Origin of the sequence: Microcoleus sp. D2_18a_B4 (assembly GCF_036702475.1) — a bacterium.
Classification (GTDB): Bacteria; Cyanobacteriota; Cyanobacteriia; order Cyanobacteriales; family Microcoleaceae; genus Microcoleus.
The window spans coordinates 22,132-38,451 of the sequence record NZ_JAUBTL010000015.1; the positions used below are offsets into that span (position 1 = coordinate 22,132).

Genomic DNA, 16,320 nt, shown 5'->3' on the forward strand with positions numbered 1-16,320 from the left:
AGTCCGATGCCTACACCTGATTTGAGGCGACTAGCAATTATTTTAAGGCTTAAGCTTAATTGCAGAAATCACGCTCAGGGTGCTTGACACAAAAACCACGGAGTAGACTTTGATTCTTCTTCTGGTAGAAGCGCATCACTTATTTTGCGGTTAAGATTGGTTAAAATAAATGTTGAGATGATTGTTAAAATGTTAAGTTTTTTGTAAAGGAGATATCAACTCTGAGCGATCCAGCACTTTCAGGCAACTTAGGTGGTGCACCTACAGCTTTGCTTCCTCAACTGTCTATCGGTATTTTTGTCCGCTCTGAGGAAATCGCAGCCTCTGCGATCGAGCTTTTGAGAGCCGAACGCTATACTTTAACGCACATTAAGTCGGCAGTGGAGCTTTTGGGGTTCCTTAAGCACAATTATCACCTTGATTGTTTGGTTTTGGAGGTGGATGGGGATCTGCGATCGCTTCTGGGCAAGCTGCAAGAACGATCGCTCTTTTTGCCTGCTGTAATTTTTTCGCCTCACGCGCCGGTAGATGGCAGACCCGAAGCACCATATTCAGATGGTTTTGAGGCCGCAGCCAGTACCGCCAACAAGAGTCAAGACGAAAGCTGTGCTTTTTTTTATCACCCTGCTGAGGTGCAACTGGCAATCGCTCGATCAAGCGAAATAGCTGCTGGTATCGATCGGGCGATCGCACAATTTCTGAAACTTTCAACTCCGGTTCCTGTCAATTACCAATCCGTAACGGTTGATGCGACAGCCCAATTGACGGCTCAAAGTTTGCTCAGCCGACAGCAGCGGCGGCTGGCGGAAAAATTACGGGAGCGATTAGGATACTTAGGTGTGTATTATAAAAGAAATTCCCAGATTTTTTTGAGAAATCTGTCGGGCCCAGAGAAACAAAAGTTTTTGGAGCAACTCAAGTCTAGTTATCGCGGCATCGTTTTGAATTATTTTTCTCAAGATGCTGCGGTCAACAATCAAATAGATGAATTTGTGAATTTGGCTTTTTTTGCTGACGTTCCCGTGACTCAAATTGTAGAAATTCACATGGAATTGATGGACGAGTTTGCTAAACAGCTAAAATTAGAAGGACGCAGCGAGGAAATATTGCTTGATTACCGTTTGACCCTGATTGACGCGATCGCTCATATGTGCGAGATGTATCGGCGATCGATTCCGAAAGAAACATCTCAAGGTAGAATGTAGCAGGGATTCGGCCTAATTTAAGAAAGAAAAGGTAGAAGGTAGAATCTAACAAAAAAGAAAGGCGCCGACCAACGGCCGCGCGAGCGCGAGGCAGCAATTATTATAAAATAACAAAGAACAGCGGATTTAAGACAAATAACAACTACAACTAACATCTGACAACTAATACTCAACATTTAAAAAAGTTCATGAGTCCTCTGAAGAAAACCTACGTTCTGAAGCTGTACGTTGCGGGGAATACTCCCAACTCAGTGCGAGCTTTGAAAACCCTAAAGGACATCCTAGAACAAGAATTTCAAGGAGTCTACGCGCTGAAAGTCATAGATGTTCTCAAAAATCCTCAGCTAGCAGAAGAGGACAAAATATTGGCAACCCCGACGCTCGCCAAAATCCTGCCGCCGCCGGTGCGAAAAATTATTGGCGATTTGTCCGATCGCGAGAAAGTTCTGATAGGATTAGATTTGCTCTATGAAGAACTTCGCGAAGAAGACCTGAATTCATAAGATAATCAGGTGAGAGTCAGTCGATTTTAGATTTGAGACTTCGGTTTGGCGGGAAACGTTCGGCGAGCGCGAGCGTCGAAGCGTCGAGTCGCGCGATCGTCGAACGATTTTAGATTTTAGATTTACTCAACAGATGAATCTGGGAGGTTGAACAAAAGTCTAAAATTTTTATCTTTCCACGACAGGAGTACGTGGCACGGTATCGGTTTTTGGGCGGGGTCATTAGTCAGCAGTCAGCAGTCATTAGTTATTGAGCAAGAGCCAAAACTAAAAGCTGGGTACAAAGACTCATGATCCGCGGTTAATGAGTGACAACTAAAGAATACTGAGAGTTGACAAAAATCGACATGAATGAAATTAGTCAAACGGTTCAACGAAAAGGATTGGTAACGCCAGGAGTTGAAAAAATTCGCACGATGATTGAGGGTTTCGATGACATCAGTCACGGCGGAATGCCACTCGGCAGAACCACCCTAGTCAGCGGCACGTCAGGAACGGGAAAAACTTTATTTGCCGTACAATTTCTCTATAACGGAATTACCCATTTTGACGAAGCGGGAGTGTTCGTAACTTTTGAAGAATCTCCGACAGATATTATTAAAAATGCTTGCAGTTTCGGTTGGGATCTGGCACAGTTAATCGAGGAAGGCAAGCTATTTATTTTGGACGCTTCCCCCGACCCGGAAGGTCAAGATATCGTAGGAAATTTTGATTTATCAGCCTTAATCGAGCGAATTCAGTACGCCATTCGCAAATACAAAGCCAAGCGGGTTTCTATAGATTCGGTGACAGCCGTATTTCAGCAGTACGACGCTGCATCGGTGGTGCGCCGAGAAATTTTTCGCTTAGTTGCCCGCCTCAAACAAGTAGGAGCAACTACAGTTATGACTACGGAACGGGTGGAAGAATACGGCCCGGTGGCTCGGTTTGGAGTGGAAGAGTTTGTGTCGGATAATGTGGTGATTGTTCGCAACGTATTGGAAGGAGAACGCCGCCGCCGCACCATCGAAATTTTGAAGTTGCGCGGTACAACTCACATGAAGGGCGAATATCCTTTTACGATGACTAATGACGGAATTAATATTTTCCCATTGGGGGCGATGCGATTAACTCAAAAGTCTTCAAACGTGCGGGTTTCTTCGGGCGATAAAACTCTCGACGAGATGTGCGGTGGCGGCTTCTTCAAAGACTCAATTATTTTGGCTACGGGTGCAACGGGAACCGGCAAAACGCTGTTGGTGAGCAAGTTCTTGCAGAATGCTTGTATGAACGGCAATCGGGCGCTGTTGTTTGCCTATGAAGAGTCGCGGGCTCAGTTGTTCCGCAATGCTTATTCTTGGGGCATTGATTTTGAGGAAATGGAAGAGAAAGGACTGCTGAAGCTGCTGTGCACTTACCCGGAATCGGCGGGTTTGGAAGACCACTTGCAGAGTATTAAATCAGAAATTGCTGAGTTCAAACCTTCTCGAATTGCTATAGACTCGCTGTCGGCGTTAGCTAGGGGTGTCAGCAATAATGCTTTCAGGCAATTTGTGATCGGAGTGACAGGTTTTGCGAAGCAGGAAGAAATAACCGGGTTTTTCACAAATACAAGCGACCAGTTTATGGGTGCTCATTCGATTACGGACTCCCATATTTCTACGATTACTGACACGATTATCATGCTGCAGTATGTAGAGATTCGAGGAGAAATGTCGCGGGCAATTAATGTGTTTAAGATGCGCGGTTCGTGGCACGACAAAGGAATTCGAGAATACACAATTACTGAAAGAGGGCCACAAATTAAAGATTCGTTCAGTGGTTACGAACGGATTATCAGCGGTTCTCCTAGTCGGATTACGATTAATGAGAAGAGTGAGCTATCGCGGATTCTCCAGGGTGTGCAAGGTGAAGACGATGAGGATATTTGAGAGTTAGCAGTGATTGGTCGTTAAAAGTAGGTTGGGTTGAGCGAGGAAACCCAACTTTTTTAATTTGAGGACTTTGTGAACATTTATAGCAACCGCGACAATGTTTGGGAGGTTTTTAAGTGCTAAAATATGAGCTTTTATTGCCTTCTTCATCAGCGCCTTTTGCTGTAGCAATCCCACTAAATATAGCCTTTCGAGCTCTCATATGAGGTACTCATGGGCATAGGGCATAGGCCTCCGTGGGCATAGGCCTCCGTGGGCATACCTCACCACGCTTGAGAACCGCTATAGGTTGTGGTGAAAATCTAGGGGTAAGCTGTTGTGCCTCTAAATTGTATATTTCAATGACATCTCAAAAATCATCAAATTCTGTCCCAATCCGATTCTAGAACATACCAGAAAATCTTTCTGGCCTAGCAGCTTAGTGCCGCGTCGTGCCTATCCCTACTACCCCTAGATTAGCGGAACCACGGGGGATTGCCTTTACAAAGATATTAAGACTAATTTTATTATCAAAAATCATTACCTTGGCGATCGCAAATCTCTGGAATTGTGCTTGGAAAGCCAATACTTGCTGTACTATCAACCTCAGCTATATTGGCAAAGAGGTAGCCTTGCTCGTGTTAAAGTTATAGTAGGAGGGTATTCTCCTGAACTAGGTTGGATTCATCGCCATCGATGTATTCCCATCGCCGAAAAAACTGGATTGATTTTGCCCGAAGAGCAAATGGGTTTTAGAGCAAGCTTGCTGGCAATATCAGCAGTGGCTAGCAGCAGGACTAATTCTTCCTAATATGGCGGTGAATCTGTCGGCACGTCAACTCACCCAACCGACTTTAATCGCTAAGAGCGATCGCATTGTTGAGCGCACCGAAAAGAAACCGAAATATCTCTAGCTATAGATTACGGGAACGGCAAGGATGCTTAATGTTGAGATTACCTACAATCTTTTGAGCCAATTATCGGAGCATGGTATGGGGATTTTTGTCGATGATTTTGGGACTCGCTATGCTGCTTTTAACAATCTGAAAAAGGTTCCCGTGAAGTCGCTCAAATTTACTCGCTTATTTGGGTGCGATTTAGCCAGCGATCCGATCGCTCGCTCAATTGCCAAAGCCCTAGTTGCAATGGTACATCGCTTAAATCCGATCGCAATTGCCGAAGGAATTGAAACCCCAGCGCAATGGCAATAGTTACAAGCATCGGCTGTGAAATCCGCCAGCGTTATATGGGGAGCATCTCATATTTGTAAAAACACTTCTTCTGGCTCCTTCCTTCTTCCTTCTGACTCTTTTCTCCTGGCTCCTGACTCCTGACTCCTAACTCCAATTTCTAGCGGAGGGCTGCTTTCATTGAGATGCTCCCGTTATATGTTTAGCCAGCCTGTCAGTGCTGAGGTTGCCACTCAATTAATCCGACATCCTGAATTGTTGTCTACCACTCTTTGGAATCAGCAATCCTCCCTCATGAAAGCGCGCAAAAGTCTTATAATCAATTTAATGCTCGTGTTGCTCAAATGACTGAAAAAATTCTCTTACGAAATAATATGAAAGTGTTTGGACAAGGCACCCAGACCATGATGTTTGCTCATGGATTTGGGTGCGATCAAAATATGTGGCGTTTCGTAACATCGGCCTTCGAGAAGGACTACAAAATCCTCCTATTTGATTATGTAGGTTCGGGACAGTCTGACATTAGTGCCTACAGTCCTGAACGGTACAGCGACCTTACTGGCTATGTTCAGGATGTCCTCGATATCTGTGAAGAATTGGCCTTGACTGATGTGATTTTTGTCGGCCATTCTGTCAGCAGTATGATCGGCCTTCTGTCCTCAATTCAAGCTCCTAATTACTTTAATCGCCTGATTTTCGTAGGGCCTTCACCCTGCTACATGAATGATTTACCAAATTATTACGGAGGGTTTGAGCGCAAAGATATTGAGGATCTCCTCGATATCATGGAGAAAAATTACATTGGTTGGGCAAGCTTTATGGCGCCAATGGTGATGCAGAATGAGGAGCGTCCAGAGTTAAGTGAGGAACTTGAGGCAAGTTTTTGTTCCACCGATCCGGTGGTTGCAAGTCGCTTTGCCGAGGTAACTTTTTACTCTGACAATCGCAGTGATTTACCGAAGGCCTCAGTACCTTCACTGATATTGCAATGTACTGATGACATGGTAGCTCCCACCGAGGTAGGGCATTATCTCCACCGCCACCTGCCTAAAAGTACGCTACGGCTGATGAAAGCTACGGGACATTGCCCGCACATGAGTCATCCACAAGAGACGATCGAGATGATTAAGGAGTATTTGAGTGCACCTCATACTACCTGATTTGTATGGCAAACATGACCTACCAGATAGACGAGCTACTAAACACGTCACCCTGTGGATTCCTCTCGTTTGCTGACGATGGTACGATCCTAATGGTCAACGCCACATTACTGCAATTACTCGGACACGAAACCGATGAACTGCGGGGACAGAAAATGGAATCCATTCTGCCGATCGCCAGCCGGATTTTCTGTCAAACCCATTTCTTCCCCCTGTTGAAGCTCCACGGTAAAGTAGAGGAAATTTACTTCTCATTAAGGTCGAAGCAGGGTAGTGATATACCCATGCTGATCAACGCTGTGCGTCGGGAGAAGCGAGGAAGCTTCGTCAACGATTGCATCTTGATCTGTATCCGCCAGCGTATCCTGTACGAAGGTGAAATTATTAAAGCAAAAAAAGCAGCCGAGGCAGCTACTCTCGCCCAAAAGCAAGCGGAAATCGCCCTGCGGAAACAGTACGACAAGGCGATATTACTTCAAGAGATTACTCAACACATCCGTCAATCTCTTGATTTGTCTACAATTTTTGAGATTGCTTCGCAGGAGATTCGCCTGTTTCTTGATGCGGAGCGCGTCGGCATATTTAAGTTAGATCCTGATAGTAATTTTGGATATGGTGAGTTTGTTTCAGAATCCGTAGGCGAAGGATGTAAATTGGTAAGCAAAAATCAATTTAACGACCCGTGTGGTGGTGAACCATATCCTGATTCATATCAAGAATGGAGAATGCAGGTAGTTGAAGATATCAATAATATTGACCTTCAACACTGTTACCGCGCTCTTTGGAAACAATTTCCGGTTCGGGCTAATTTAGTTGCGCCGTTGCTCAATGGACAAGATTTGTGGGGGTTGTTATGTATTCATCAATGTTCTGCTCCTCGGCAATGGGAAGAATTTGAAATTGACCTTGTTAAACAGATTGCTAATCAGTTAGCGATCGCAATTAAACAAGCGGATATTTTTCAGAAGTTGCAGAAGGAATTGGCAGAAAGGCAGCAGGCCCAAGCGCGCATGAGAGAAATTAATCAACAACTGGCACTCTCTAACGAAGAACTAGCCCGCGCTACTCACCTCTTAGAACAAGTGGTAAATATTGATGGATTAACTCAAATTGCTAATCGCCGCTGTTTTAATGACCGCTTAGAGCATGAATGGCAGCGGCTATACCGGGAACAAAAACCTATTTCTCTTTTGTTATTTGATGTGGATTATTTCAAACGTTATAATGATTGCTACGGTCATCAAATGGGGGATGATTGTCTGTTCAAACTTGCTCAGACTGTGCAAGAAGTGGTCTACCGTCCGGCGGATTTGGTGGCGCGTTACGGCGGGGAAGAATTTGCCATCATTTTGCCTAATACAGATATTGAAGGAGCGAGTTCGGTGGCCCAACGGATTCACGCTGCTATTCAAGCTTTACATATTCCTCACAAAACCTCTGATGTGAGCGATGTAGTTACTATTAGTATGGGTATCGCCAACTTGATTCCGATTGCGGAACTATCATCGGCTGACTTGATTGCGATCGCCGATCGTGCACTCTACCGTGCTAAGGAACAGGGGCGGAATCAGTCCGCAACCTGCGACTACAGCGGCGACTCGATTTTTGACACTGGGGCTTAAATCACAATAATTGATACCGAGGACAAAAATTTGTCCCCGGTCTCTCAAAGTCAGTCAATCGATTTTAGATTTTAGATTTTAGATTTTAGAGGCGACCCCACGGATAAATGCGGGGGCTTGAGGATTTTCGATTTGCGATTTTGGATTGATTCCACGGATAAATCACGTGGCTGGTACCATCAAGAAATTCGTGGTCATTGTATAAATTTAAATGAGCACGGAGGGATTTGAATCAAAGCCTCGCTCTTGAATTACGAGTTTCCGTCGTTCTAGCCATTTTTTGCACCCACTCTGAAAGTCCTGTTTTTGATTTGAGCGAACACTGAGCGACTTGCTGTAGGCTGAGTGAATCAGTCAAACTCAGCGCTATCAGAGTAGGGAGCGAAAGATGAGCGAAAAATCTAATCCTGTCACTGCAAGTACCACCGCAGACTACCTTGTTGGTTACGAGCGGATTCTAGACTACTTTCAACAAGCACAGAAAGAATGCCCCAAGGGCGTAGGGCTAAAAAGAGACAGGAAAGCCAGCGGTGGTTATATAACGCTGCAATTCAAGTTAGGTGACAAGCGGGTCAACAAAACTTGTGGGTGCTACCTGACGATGCAAGGTATCACAGATGCTCTGAGGAAAGCTCATCTAGTTGCTAGCGCTTTGCAATCATTCTCTAGCGAGAGCCGATTTTTAGCCTGGTATGATGATGTTATTTTGGATAAAAATGTTATCAAAAATGATTTGATGACGTTTGGTGAGGCGATAGCAAAAGTAGAGAAAGAATACTGGGAGGGACGTACTAAACGCCGCCAAAAACGTGACAGGAATAATGCTAGCCATCAAAGCTCTTGGGGATGTGTTTACGGACAATATTTTAAACTGTTACCCAGGGAGGCGATTATAAACTCAGGGGATATTTTGGCTGTCGTTCACATTAAGAAGCAAGGAACTAAATGCTTTAAGAACTGCTTGTGTGCCATGAAAAAACTAGCCGAGACTATTGGCGATACTGAGTTACTGGGTAGACTTAAAGAGATTGACGGTACGCAAACAGAATTTCGGGAAGACCTTCAAACCTTATCAGTTGATGATTTTCTCAAGCTTCGCATTCAGGTTCTCAGTGTCTCAGATGATAAGCGATACCATCTGGAATCGCGCAAACGGTGGCTGTGGGTGTTCTCAATGCAGATGGTGTATGGCTTTCGGGTTCATGAAGTGTTTGCTATTCAGAACATTGACAAACCTTTCAAAACAAAGGACGGCGTTATTATCCCGGCACTGATTGAGCCAAGCAATATAAAGATGATTGCTGTAGTGGGTGACAGGACATTGCTCGATACGACGACTAAAACTGGCTACCGACTGTGTGTGCCGATGCTTCCTCCTACTCATCTCGACTTGATAGAATGCTTAGAAATTAAGTCAGGTCAATTGCCTGAGATTGGTACGCTATCAAGTAATCCGAAAACAATTGCTGGACTGTATAGTGACCGCGCCCAAAATATTTTAAGAAGATGGAATAAAGGTTTTACTCAAACCCACGCTTTACGTCATCTCGCTAATCTCAGTGGTCAAATGGCTGGAATGTCTCAGGAAACAAGAGCTAAAAGTCTGGGGCATTCACCACAGATGAATGAAACTGTTTACAAGCGTCGCGCTAACACTGAGACAACTATTGATTTATTAACTCAGTCTACGAAGGAAGCTATTCCTTTGGGTAGTGCAATCGGGGTGCTTAAACAGTTGGGAAGTGACGGAAAAAGTATCAAGCTGCTAGCCGCTATTTACGGCATTACGCCCGACGAAGTGATGGAATTACTCACCGAATAATTTGAAACAAAACTTTACAGTCCCTATGTTGACAAGGAACTGTAAGTCTGCAATCGTGAGTAACTAAGGAAGATTGATGCGCGGTTGACGAGCACTTGCAATGCTAGCCAAACCACGACTTCCCCAAACGTTCAGGTACAACGGTTGGAGCCGATAAATTATGACATTTTTAGACGGTTGTCTTTGCGGACGATCGCAACTCTTAATGATTGAGTTTGCGAGGTTTTGCAATGACTGAACTATCAATTTTCGATTTTGAGGGTCAAGAAATCAAGGTAAAGGGTATCGGTTCAACCGATACCCCTGAGTGGATAGCCGCTGACGTGGGTGCTGTTCTAGGTATTGACCAGAGTACCCTCAGCCGTCGGGTTGCGAAGATGCCTGACAGTTGGAAGGGTATGTGTTCAATACATACCCTTGGAGGTCAGCAACAAATGCTCACCGTGACAGAGCCAGGTCTTTATGAGCTCATTTTCCGATCGGACAAGCCAGCGGCTCAACGGTTCCGAGTCTGGGTTTTTGAGGAAGTGCTACCTAGCATCCGTCGAACAGGAAGCTATTCTCATTCCACTGAACAGGTTTTTGACCCCCAATTATCTCAGTTCATAGAGCTTGCACAGAGCCAAGTTGATGTCATCAACGAACAGCAAAAAATGCTGGCAGAACAGCAAAAAATGCTGGCAACAGCCCTAGCTAGCCTCGGTAAAACCAAGGCAAAGGACAAGAAGCAGCCCAAGTGGACACCGCGCAGCACCAGTCATTTGATGGAATTTGTCCGTGAAGTCGGTTTGGAATATCAACCCGATAGTCGAATTGACCTTATTGACCTCTGGCAGCAATTGCGCGACTGGTACGTCAAAACTGGGGTACTGAAAGTTGAGACTGTCAAGGGCAAAGAGAAGTTAACTTGGCGTGAACTCTCAAACAAACGCGACTGCCCTGTAAAAGCCATTAACCAGGTGTACCGGAGATTTTGTGAGATTTTCCCCAAGCTTCGGAGACAGCGGTACACGGAACGTGGTGCAACCGCGCGACATGGATGTACTTACTTGTCGGGAATTGGATACGTGCAGAAGTCCGCGCTAACTGGGGATGGCGAAGTATGACCCTGACTAAACCCATCGTTAGCTACCGTCGCATTGACCAATTAAAGGCGATCGCCTATGACCGTGGCTTCACCAATGAAGACGCCAAGCAGTTCGGGAAGCTTTCTAAAACTGCTACGTGGGAAGCGCTGCTAGAACTGTACCTCGTTGACGGTGAATCGCTTGACACAGTGAATGTAGACACTGTAGACAGTATAAACGTAGACAGTGTAGAGGCGACATCTGAACCGCTTGACACAGTGAATATAGACACTGTAGACACCCTAGATTGGACTAACGACGGTTCGTTCCCTGTGTGCGGTTTCACCCGCCAGAATTCCACCAGCTTTTTAGACTGGGTTGACTTCTCTCAACTCATCGCACTTGTACTCGCATCGGCGGGAGTGTTTGTGCTGGCAATGTCTATGTGGCGACAAATCAATCCCTTGAATTTATTTCCCTCCCCAGTTCGCATCAACATTCAAATCGGGACAAAATTATGAGCTTACAACTACGCCTTTTTGGCGGCAATTCTGATGCTGGAAAACTTACTGCCAGCAACGACGGCGGACACGCTATTGACAAATCAAAAGTTCTGGCAAGCACTGACACAAGCGTTATAACGCCGTCCAATCCTGGTAACTTTGACTCAGTTCGTAGTGTTCCAGTTGTGCCAGCACCGCGCTATTTCACAAAGGAAGAAGCGGACGCAATGAAGGATTTGGCAAAGGAGAAAACAGACGGTGCACGGCAGTCTAAACGCGCTTACAAAGCTTTGAGCAAGATTGAAGTGGCTGACAAAACAGTTCACAAAGAACACCGCAAATATGAGGGCGCAGTTGCTGAGAATGAGCTAGGCAAGATACGCGCTAACGCTGGTTTGGCGAAAAAGTTGCATAACCTCCGACCCGGTTATGCGCGGCTGGGTTTAGGGATTGATAAGGCTGACAGCGACGCGCGTACTCGGATTGATGCGATAAAAGCCAAACTGACGGGAGGCGCAAGCTAATGGAATATATGTGGCTTTCCGGCAACAAAAAAGAAGTGAAGAAATTGGTAGAAGCTTTACGAGCTAACGGTTTTACCTTTGACCTGGCCCACTTTGTGGAAATATCAAATTCCCCTTTTGGGCGCAACCGATGCTCCTATACCTTGGAGAATTTCCGTCCCCCCGCCTTACCTACCCCTCAGCCTCGCCCGTGGGATGCCGTGTTAGGAGGTAAACACTAATGAGAGCGGCAAGCTTGGCAAACTATTTCATTGCCGGGTGCGCCGCTTCCTCTCTTTTGGGGTGGATAGCGTCGTTGCATCCGATGTCGCAAAGAGCGATCGCATTTTTGGCAGCAGCAGCATTTATTTTATGGGGTTTGTGTTGGCTCCTAGATTTTTCGGTTAGTGGCTGGCTCAAGATTTCCGTGGCGAACTTGCAGGCTTTACTACTGACAGCGCTGGCAATGGCTGTTATTGGCGCGGGGGTATTTCTATGCAGTTAAAGATGTGGGTATTGAGCGGGGCTGCATTAGCCTTATGGTTGGCTCCTCTGACTGCACTTGATAAGCGTATCGGCTGGCACAAATCTATGCAGGGGCTGTCATTGTGTGGCGCTGTTGCCTGTGCCATCACTGCGGGAAATATTGCCCGTAAATTGGCAGAAGAAAGTGAAATTGAAGAAATCAAAACTCGCGCCATTACTGCTGATGTAATTGATGAAATTAGTACATCAGCCTACGTTTCCCAGCAACAAAGACAGCAGGAAGCCGAACAAATTCTGGCAACAGACGAACGAACCGACGAAAAAGAGGCAGAACTAAATTCGATAAAAGAATCACTAGAACTGTTGCTGAATCATACTTCTAGCAATTCTGGCGAACTCGCAGTGGTGAATCTATCCACTAGGCAGCGCGAACAAATTGAATTAATTCTGCAATGTCACGCGAAAGGCATCACCGGCAAAAATAAAATCCTTAAAGAAGTTTGGGGAGTGTCAGCCGGCAGTAGCCAAGCCTACCGGGACGCGAAGGCTGAGTATGAATTCTTGATGCCGTTTGTGAAGGGGGAAGGTGATGACTAGACAGCCGAATATACCAACAGCAGCAGCCCTAAGATTGACTGGTACTAAGTCAGAAATAGAGTTAGTATTGGCGGTTTTGCGAGGTAAAGATTTCTTTTGGAAAACTAACGGCAAGTTTTACCCGCAACGAGGGGAGGACAATCAGTACGCTTACTACCTCAACGACTTGCAATTGCCTCAGCTTGGGGTAGTAGCCCCGCCAACACCAGGGGAACCACAACCTCGACCGTGGGATGCGGTTTTGGGTGGTCAGGGCGATCGGTAGCGGCCAAAAAAAAGGGAGGGGCTGGTTACGGTCTGCCTCCCGGCCACGAATTTCCAACGTGCGAGATAATATTCAATCAGCCGAGCAAACCCATCACTTAGAAGGCTTAATTTAGGGGCGTTTTTAAGCGTTTTTTGCACGCAAACCTAATAGGTTTCCAAAAAGTTAAGAAGTGTTGCGACGAAAAGTTGCCCATTTTGACGAAGTGAGCCAGCACCGTAAAATATCCCTATGCCCATCCTGCCCCCACTAACACCAAAAGAAAAAGCACAAATCCGCCGAGAGTGGCGGGTATGGTTGCGGTGGTTTCTGAAGCATTTCTGGGGCGAGCGGTTTCCCAGGGTTGGGCATATTGAGGCGGAAGAGTTGGCGTGGGTAAGGTTTGTAGTCCTATCCGCGTGTGTCAGGCGTTTCATCCAACTCTTGAAAAATCTTCTTCTCATCCCTAAATTCTGCAATGGCTTGATAGGTGTCAGCCATACCGACAGTGTACCCGCGTCCGCTTATTAACTTTGCGGAGCGGTACCTCATGCTTATGCGTGGCTCCAAACTTTTTAACCCACTAAAAAACCGCTGCTTCTGATTGGTACCCAGGTCGCAGCAGTCTTTTAGATCACGTCGCCCAAAGGAGGGCATATGACTACATCCTACCCCACCGGGTCAAATTCTGCATCTCAAAATTTCAATCCTTTTATCCCGAAGCACCTAACTGAATGGGTTGAAGGCTCAGCCGTATCGGAAGCGATCGCACGTCTCAACATCGAATCGCTGACCGTCAAAGAACTCAACGAGCGGGTATGCCCCAAAGAACCCATTAAAACAGGGGGCTGGTGGTATCGTGGCGTTAACTGGCGGACAGGCGTATTTATGGGTACGCGGTACGGCCAAGGCAAGCCCGACAAACCACATCATCCCGAAGGTTCCAAGGAGCGCAAATACCTCACAGGTAGCGGCATGGAGCCCGACGCAATCTTCCTAGCGATGCCCGATAAAGATTATTGGGCAAAAGTTCACGCTGACAAATCCATCCCCCGTCATTGGACAGAGGGAGCCAAAAAGTCCGGCGCTGGTTTAAGTCTTGACCTAGCTGTTATCGCACTCACGGGTGTTTGGAATTGGGGTAAAGACGGAAAACTGGCAAGGTTTGTCAGGGAGTGGGCACAGCCCGACACCATCCACTACATCGACTTTGACTCCGACTATGCGGCCAACCCATCTTGCCGTGCAGCCATTTTGAAGTTTGGCCGCTTACTGGAACAAGAGGGTTGCGAGGTACACGTCACGGTTTGGGATACCAAGTTTAAAGGGATGGATGATTTTATCAAAGCTAACGGTGGTGAGGCATTCAAGGAGGCTGTAGCAAGCGCGCCAACTCTAGCCAAGTGGGAGAAACAGCTCAAGAAAGCCGATCGCAAAAATGACACAAACCCTAATAATTCTCTAACTCCTCACCCGCGCACACATGAGAATGTAGTATCCTTGTCATCTTCTGGTAGTGAAAGCGACTACATCCCAGATACAGCGCCTGTCGGAGAGCAAAACTTTGTACTAAAAGCCGAGGAATATCTCTATTCTGAGGGTCACTGGGTATCTATCGCGGGGCTACTTTATCGATTCACTGGCACTCATTACGAATTGCGCTTAGAAGTGGTAGAGAAGCGACGTATCCGGGATTATCTGAGTAACTACGTTGAGATGGTTCGATCAGTCCCTCGCAAGAAATATGCAAATTCTGCAAGCATTAACCAGGTCTATGACTGGGTAATTGCAGGGTTTGCGGTAGATCCAAACACGATTAATCCTGATGGCTTGAATACCCTTAATGGGGTAATCAAAGTCAATCCTGACGGCACTTATAAGGTAGAGCCACATGATCCAAACAACATCTACACCTATGTTGGGTGTAAATATGACCCCACTATTGACCCGGCAGATTGCGATCGCCTTTTAGAATGTTTGGAGCCCTCGCAGCGAGAAATTTTCCTGCGGACGGCTGCTGCTGCACTCAACCTAAAACTGGTGCGCTCAAAGTTGACGGGGCGGGGGGTAAAAGGTTTGCTCTGTCACGGCGAAGGCTCCAATGGTAAGGACACTTTGCGCGCCGTGCTCGCTGCGGTTTATGGAAATGGAATGACTGGGAAGTCTTTGTCTGACTTCAGAGCCTATGACACCGGCCGCAAGTTTAATCTGTCGGGTCTGCTAGGGGGTGTCTGTAACTGGGCTTCAGAGAACACTGCAAAAGTAGACCTAGACAATATTCAGAGTCTTAAGCAGTTCATTACTGGTGACCCGATCGACATTGAACCCAAAGGTAAGGACAGCCACGAATACAAGCCGATTGCTACTTTCTTTGCTAATTGCAATAAGTTGCCATCCATCACCGGAGGAACCGAGGCGATCGAGGGTCGGTACGGAATTCTGAATTTTGAAAAGACCTACGCCAAAAACGCGATCGCTGCTGAGGGGCAATTAGAAGCTGACCCGCGCTTCAAGGATGATGAAAAGTTCATTTTGGAACAGATTGCACCCGCTATGCTCAACAAGATGTTGGAGCGGTGGCCGCTGCTACTTTCCGAGGGTATCGACTACAAGGCAACCAAGGAAGCGATGCAGAAGGCTCAGGAGGAAAGCCGCCACCTTTGGCAGTTCGTCCGCGACGCCGGCATTGAGGCACAAGCTGGCGGCCGCGTCTACATCAAGGATTTGTGGGAACGTCTCCAAGAGTGGTACGTAGAAACGGGGACACTAGAAATTGAATCGGGCAATGGCGAGCGCAAGGATAAACTGATTTGGCATGACCTACCCAACAAATACGACACGCCTGTAAAAGCCATAAATCAAGTGTTTGCAAGGTTTTCAGAGATTTTCCCTAAGCTTCAAAAAGTACGGCATACGGAGGGTGGCAGCCTTGATCCACTTAAAGGGCAATTCTATTTGTCTGGAATTGTGCAGACTTTTGCTTCACTTGCTTCACTCTCCCACGGTGAAAGGGATACAGCTTCACTTGCTGCTTCACTCACTAAACCGAGTGAAGCAATGAGTGAACCTACAACCCTTACTAGCAGAACAAGTGAAGCAAGTGAAGCAGTTTTGCCAACTATTTTAGACTTTTGCAATTCTTTCTCTAAACTTTCCGACTCCGACAAGCAAAAACTGACAGAGTTACTCACAGGCATCCCCTGTTCAGACCCGCTCAAAGCCTTCAGGGTCGGAGACAAAGTGGCTGGCAACAAACCAGAGGACTCTAGCTATAACTGGCACGGCCGCATCGTTGAGATTCACACGAGCATCAGTTGCAAGGTTGACTGGCAAGAGCGAGAAAAACACAAGGGCGGCCGGATAATCTCAATGCTGTTCTGTGACCTGCGGAAAATTTAGCCACTGCCTGACAACTAACGGCTCAATCCTATCCCCCTTAACTGGGGGATTTTTGTGTCTACAAGTTTTGTCTACAATATGTTGACAGTGTAGACAGCTATCAGTTATTGTAGACAAATACTGTATA

General features: G+C 46.4%; 16 protein-coding genes. All 16 read left to right on the forward strand.

Annotation, left to right across the window (positions count from 1 at the left end; translation table 11 throughout):
* Window positions 1-269: 269 nt before the first annotated feature.
* The 16 genes from QUB04_RS11415 to QUB04_RS11490 all read left to right on the forward strand — a co-directional run bounded on the left by QUB04_RS11415 (window position 270) and on the right by QUB04_RS11490 (window position 16,193).
* The gene (locus tag QUB04_RS11415; RefSeq protein ID WP_333284231.1) at window positions 270-1,205 is read left to right on the forward strand and encodes a circadian clock protein KaiA; all 936 of its coding nucleotides are present in this window, start codon (window positions 270-272) and stop codon (window positions 1,203-1,205) included.
* Window positions 1,206-1,393: 188 nt separating this feature from the next.
* Window positions 1,394-1,708, forward strand: a complete 315-nt coding sequence (gene kaiB / locus QUB04_RS11420) for a circadian clock protein KaiB (protein WP_006632119.1) — start codon at window positions 1,394-1,396, stop codon at window positions 1,706-1,708.
* A 347-nt stretch (window positions 1,709-2,055) separates the two neighbouring features.
* Window positions 2,056-3,618, forward strand: coding sequence for a circadian clock protein KaiC (gene kaiC, locus QUB04_RS11425; protein ID WP_333284233.1), 1,563 nt, complete (start codon window positions 2,056-2,058; stop codon window positions 3,616-3,618).
* 556 nt (window positions 3,619-4,174) lie between these two features.
* Window positions 4,175-4,411 carry a hypothetical protein gene (locus tag QUB04_RS11430; protein WP_333145573.1) on the forward strand — a complete coding sequence of 79 codons (237 nt, stop codon included), beginning with the start codon at window positions 4,175-4,177 and terminating at the stop codon, window positions 4,409-4,411.
* Between the two features lie 127 nt (window positions 4,412-4,538).
* Window positions 4,539-4,811 carry an EAL domain-containing protein gene (locus QUB04_RS11435; RefSeq protein WP_333284235.1) on the forward strand — a complete coding sequence of 91 codons (273 nt, stop codon included), beginning with the start codon at window positions 4,539-4,541 and terminating at the stop codon, window positions 4,809-4,811.
* Between the two features lie 251 nt (window positions 4,812-5,062).
* Window positions 5,063-5,950, forward strand: coding sequence for an alpha/beta hydrolase (locus QUB04_RS11440; protein ID WP_333284237.1), 888 nt, complete (start codon window positions 5,063-5,065; stop codon window positions 5,948-5,950).
* Between the two features lie 14 nt (window positions 5,951-5,964).
* Window positions 5,965-7,572: a diguanylate cyclase domain-containing protein gene (locus tag QUB04_RS11445; protein WP_333284388.1), complete on the forward strand. Its 1,608-nt coding sequence runs from the start codon at window positions 5,965-5,967 to the stop codon at window positions 7,570-7,572.
* A gap of 388 nt (window positions 7,573-7,960) precedes the next feature.
* Window positions 7,961-9,394, forward strand: a complete 1,434-nt coding sequence (locus QUB04_RS11450; RefSeq protein WP_333284239.1) for a hypothetical protein — start codon at window positions 7,961-7,963, stop codon at window positions 9,392-9,394.
* A 230-nt stretch (window positions 9,395-9,624) separates the two neighbouring features.
* Window positions 9,625-10,500 carry a BRO family protein gene (locus QUB04_RS11455; RefSeq protein WP_333284241.1) on the forward strand — a complete coding sequence of 292 codons (876 nt, stop codon included), beginning with the start codon at window positions 9,625-9,627 and terminating at the stop codon, window positions 10,498-10,500.
* Window positions 10,497-10,982: a hypothetical protein gene (locus QUB04_RS11460; RefSeq protein WP_333284243.1), complete on the forward strand. Its 486-nt coding sequence runs from the start codon at window positions 10,497-10,499 to the stop codon at window positions 10,980-10,982. The genes QUB04_RS11455 and QUB04_RS11460 overlap by 4 nt, the downstream gene beginning before the upstream one ends.
* Window positions 10,979-11,488 (forward strand): hypothetical protein, encoded by a 510-nt coding sequence (locus QUB04_RS11465; protein WP_333284245.1) that lies wholly within the window; start codon window positions 10,979-10,981, stop codon window positions 11,486-11,488. The genes QUB04_RS11460 and QUB04_RS11465 overlap by 4 nt, the downstream gene beginning before the upstream one ends.
* Complete coding sequence (locus tag QUB04_RS11470; RefSeq protein WP_333284247.1) at window positions 11,488-11,709, forward strand: hypothetical protein; 222 nt, start codon at window positions 11,488-11,490, stop codon at window positions 11,707-11,709. Before QUB04_RS11465 ends, QUB04_RS11470 begins: the two co-directional genes overlap by 1 nt.
* Entirely contained in the window at window positions 11,709-11,972 is a 264-nt protein-coding gene (locus QUB04_RS11475) for a hypothetical protein (RefSeq protein ID WP_333284249.1), read from the forward strand. The genes QUB04_RS11470 and QUB04_RS11475 overlap by 1 nt, the downstream gene beginning before the upstream one ends.
* The gene (locus tag QUB04_RS11480; RefSeq protein WP_333284251.1) at window positions 11,963-12,550 is read left to right on the forward strand and encodes a hypothetical protein; all 588 of its coding nucleotides are present in this window, start codon (window positions 11,963-11,965) and stop codon (window positions 12,548-12,550) included. Before QUB04_RS11475 ends, QUB04_RS11480 begins: the two co-directional genes overlap by 10 nt.
* The gene (locus tag QUB04_RS11485) at window positions 12,543-12,815 is read left to right on the forward strand and encodes a hypothetical protein (protein WP_333284253.1); all 273 of its coding nucleotides are present in this window, start codon (window positions 12,543-12,545) and stop codon (window positions 12,813-12,815) included. The genes QUB04_RS11480 and QUB04_RS11485 overlap by 8 nt, the downstream gene beginning before the upstream one ends.
* A gap of 636 nt (window positions 12,816-13,451) precedes the next feature.
* Window positions 13,452-16,193, forward strand: a complete 2,742-nt coding sequence (locus tag QUB04_RS11490; protein ID WP_333284255.1) for a DUF3854 domain-containing protein — start codon at window positions 13,452-13,454, stop codon at window positions 16,191-16,193.
* Window positions 16,194-16,320: the final 127 nt, after the last annotated feature.

Excerpts from the sequence above, each read along its gene's own strand:
- kaiB (WP_006632119.1), top strand. The coding sequence starts at position 1,394 with ATGAGTCCTCTGAAGAAAACCTACGTTCTGAAGCTGTACGTTGCGGGG.
- kaiC (WP_333284233.1), top strand. The coding sequence starts at position 2,056 with ATGAATGAAATTAGTCAAACGGTTCAACGAAAAGGATTGGTAACGCCA.
- QUB04_RS11435 (WP_333284235.1), top strand. The coding sequence starts at position 4,539 with ATGCTTAATGTTGAGATTACCTACAATCTTTTGAGCCAATTATCGGAG.
- QUB04_RS11445 (WP_333284388.1), top strand. The coding sequence starts at position 5,965 with ATGACCTACCAGATAGACGAGCTACTAAACACGTCACCCTGTGGATTC.
- QUB04_RS11450 (WP_333284239.1), top strand. The coding sequence starts at position 7,961 with ATGAGCGAAAAATCTAATCCTGTCACTGCAAGTACCACCGCAGACTAC.
- QUB04_RS11455 (WP_333284241.1), top strand. The coding sequence starts at position 9,625 with ATGACTGAACTATCAATTTTCGATTTTGAGGGTCAAGAAATCAAGGTA.
- QUB04_RS11460 (WP_333284243.1), top strand. The coding sequence starts at position 10,497 with ATGACCCTGACTAAACCCATCGTTAGCTACCGTCGCATTGACCAATTA.
- QUB04_RS11465 (WP_333284245.1), top strand. The coding sequence starts at position 10,979 with ATGAGCTTACAACTACGCCTTTTTGGCGGCAATTCTGATGCTGGAAAA.
- QUB04_RS11470 (WP_333284247.1), top strand. The coding sequence starts at position 11,488 with ATGGAATATATGTGGCTTTCCGGCAACAAAAAAGAAGTGAAGAAATTG.
- QUB04_RS11475 (WP_333284249.1), top strand. The coding sequence starts at position 11,709 with ATGAGAGCGGCAAGCTTGGCAAACTATTTCATTGCCGGGTGCGCCGCT.
- QUB04_RS11480 (WP_333284251.1), top strand. The coding sequence starts at position 11,963 with ATGCAGTTAAAGATGTGGGTATTGAGCGGGGCTGCATTAGCCTTATGG.
- QUB04_RS11485 (WP_333284253.1), top strand. The coding sequence starts at position 12,543 with ATGACTAGACAGCCGAATATACCAACAGCAGCAGCCCTAAGATTGACT.
- QUB04_RS11490 (WP_333284255.1), top strand. The coding sequence starts at position 13,452 with ATGACTACATCCTACCCCACCGGGTCAAATTCTGCATCTCAAAATTTC.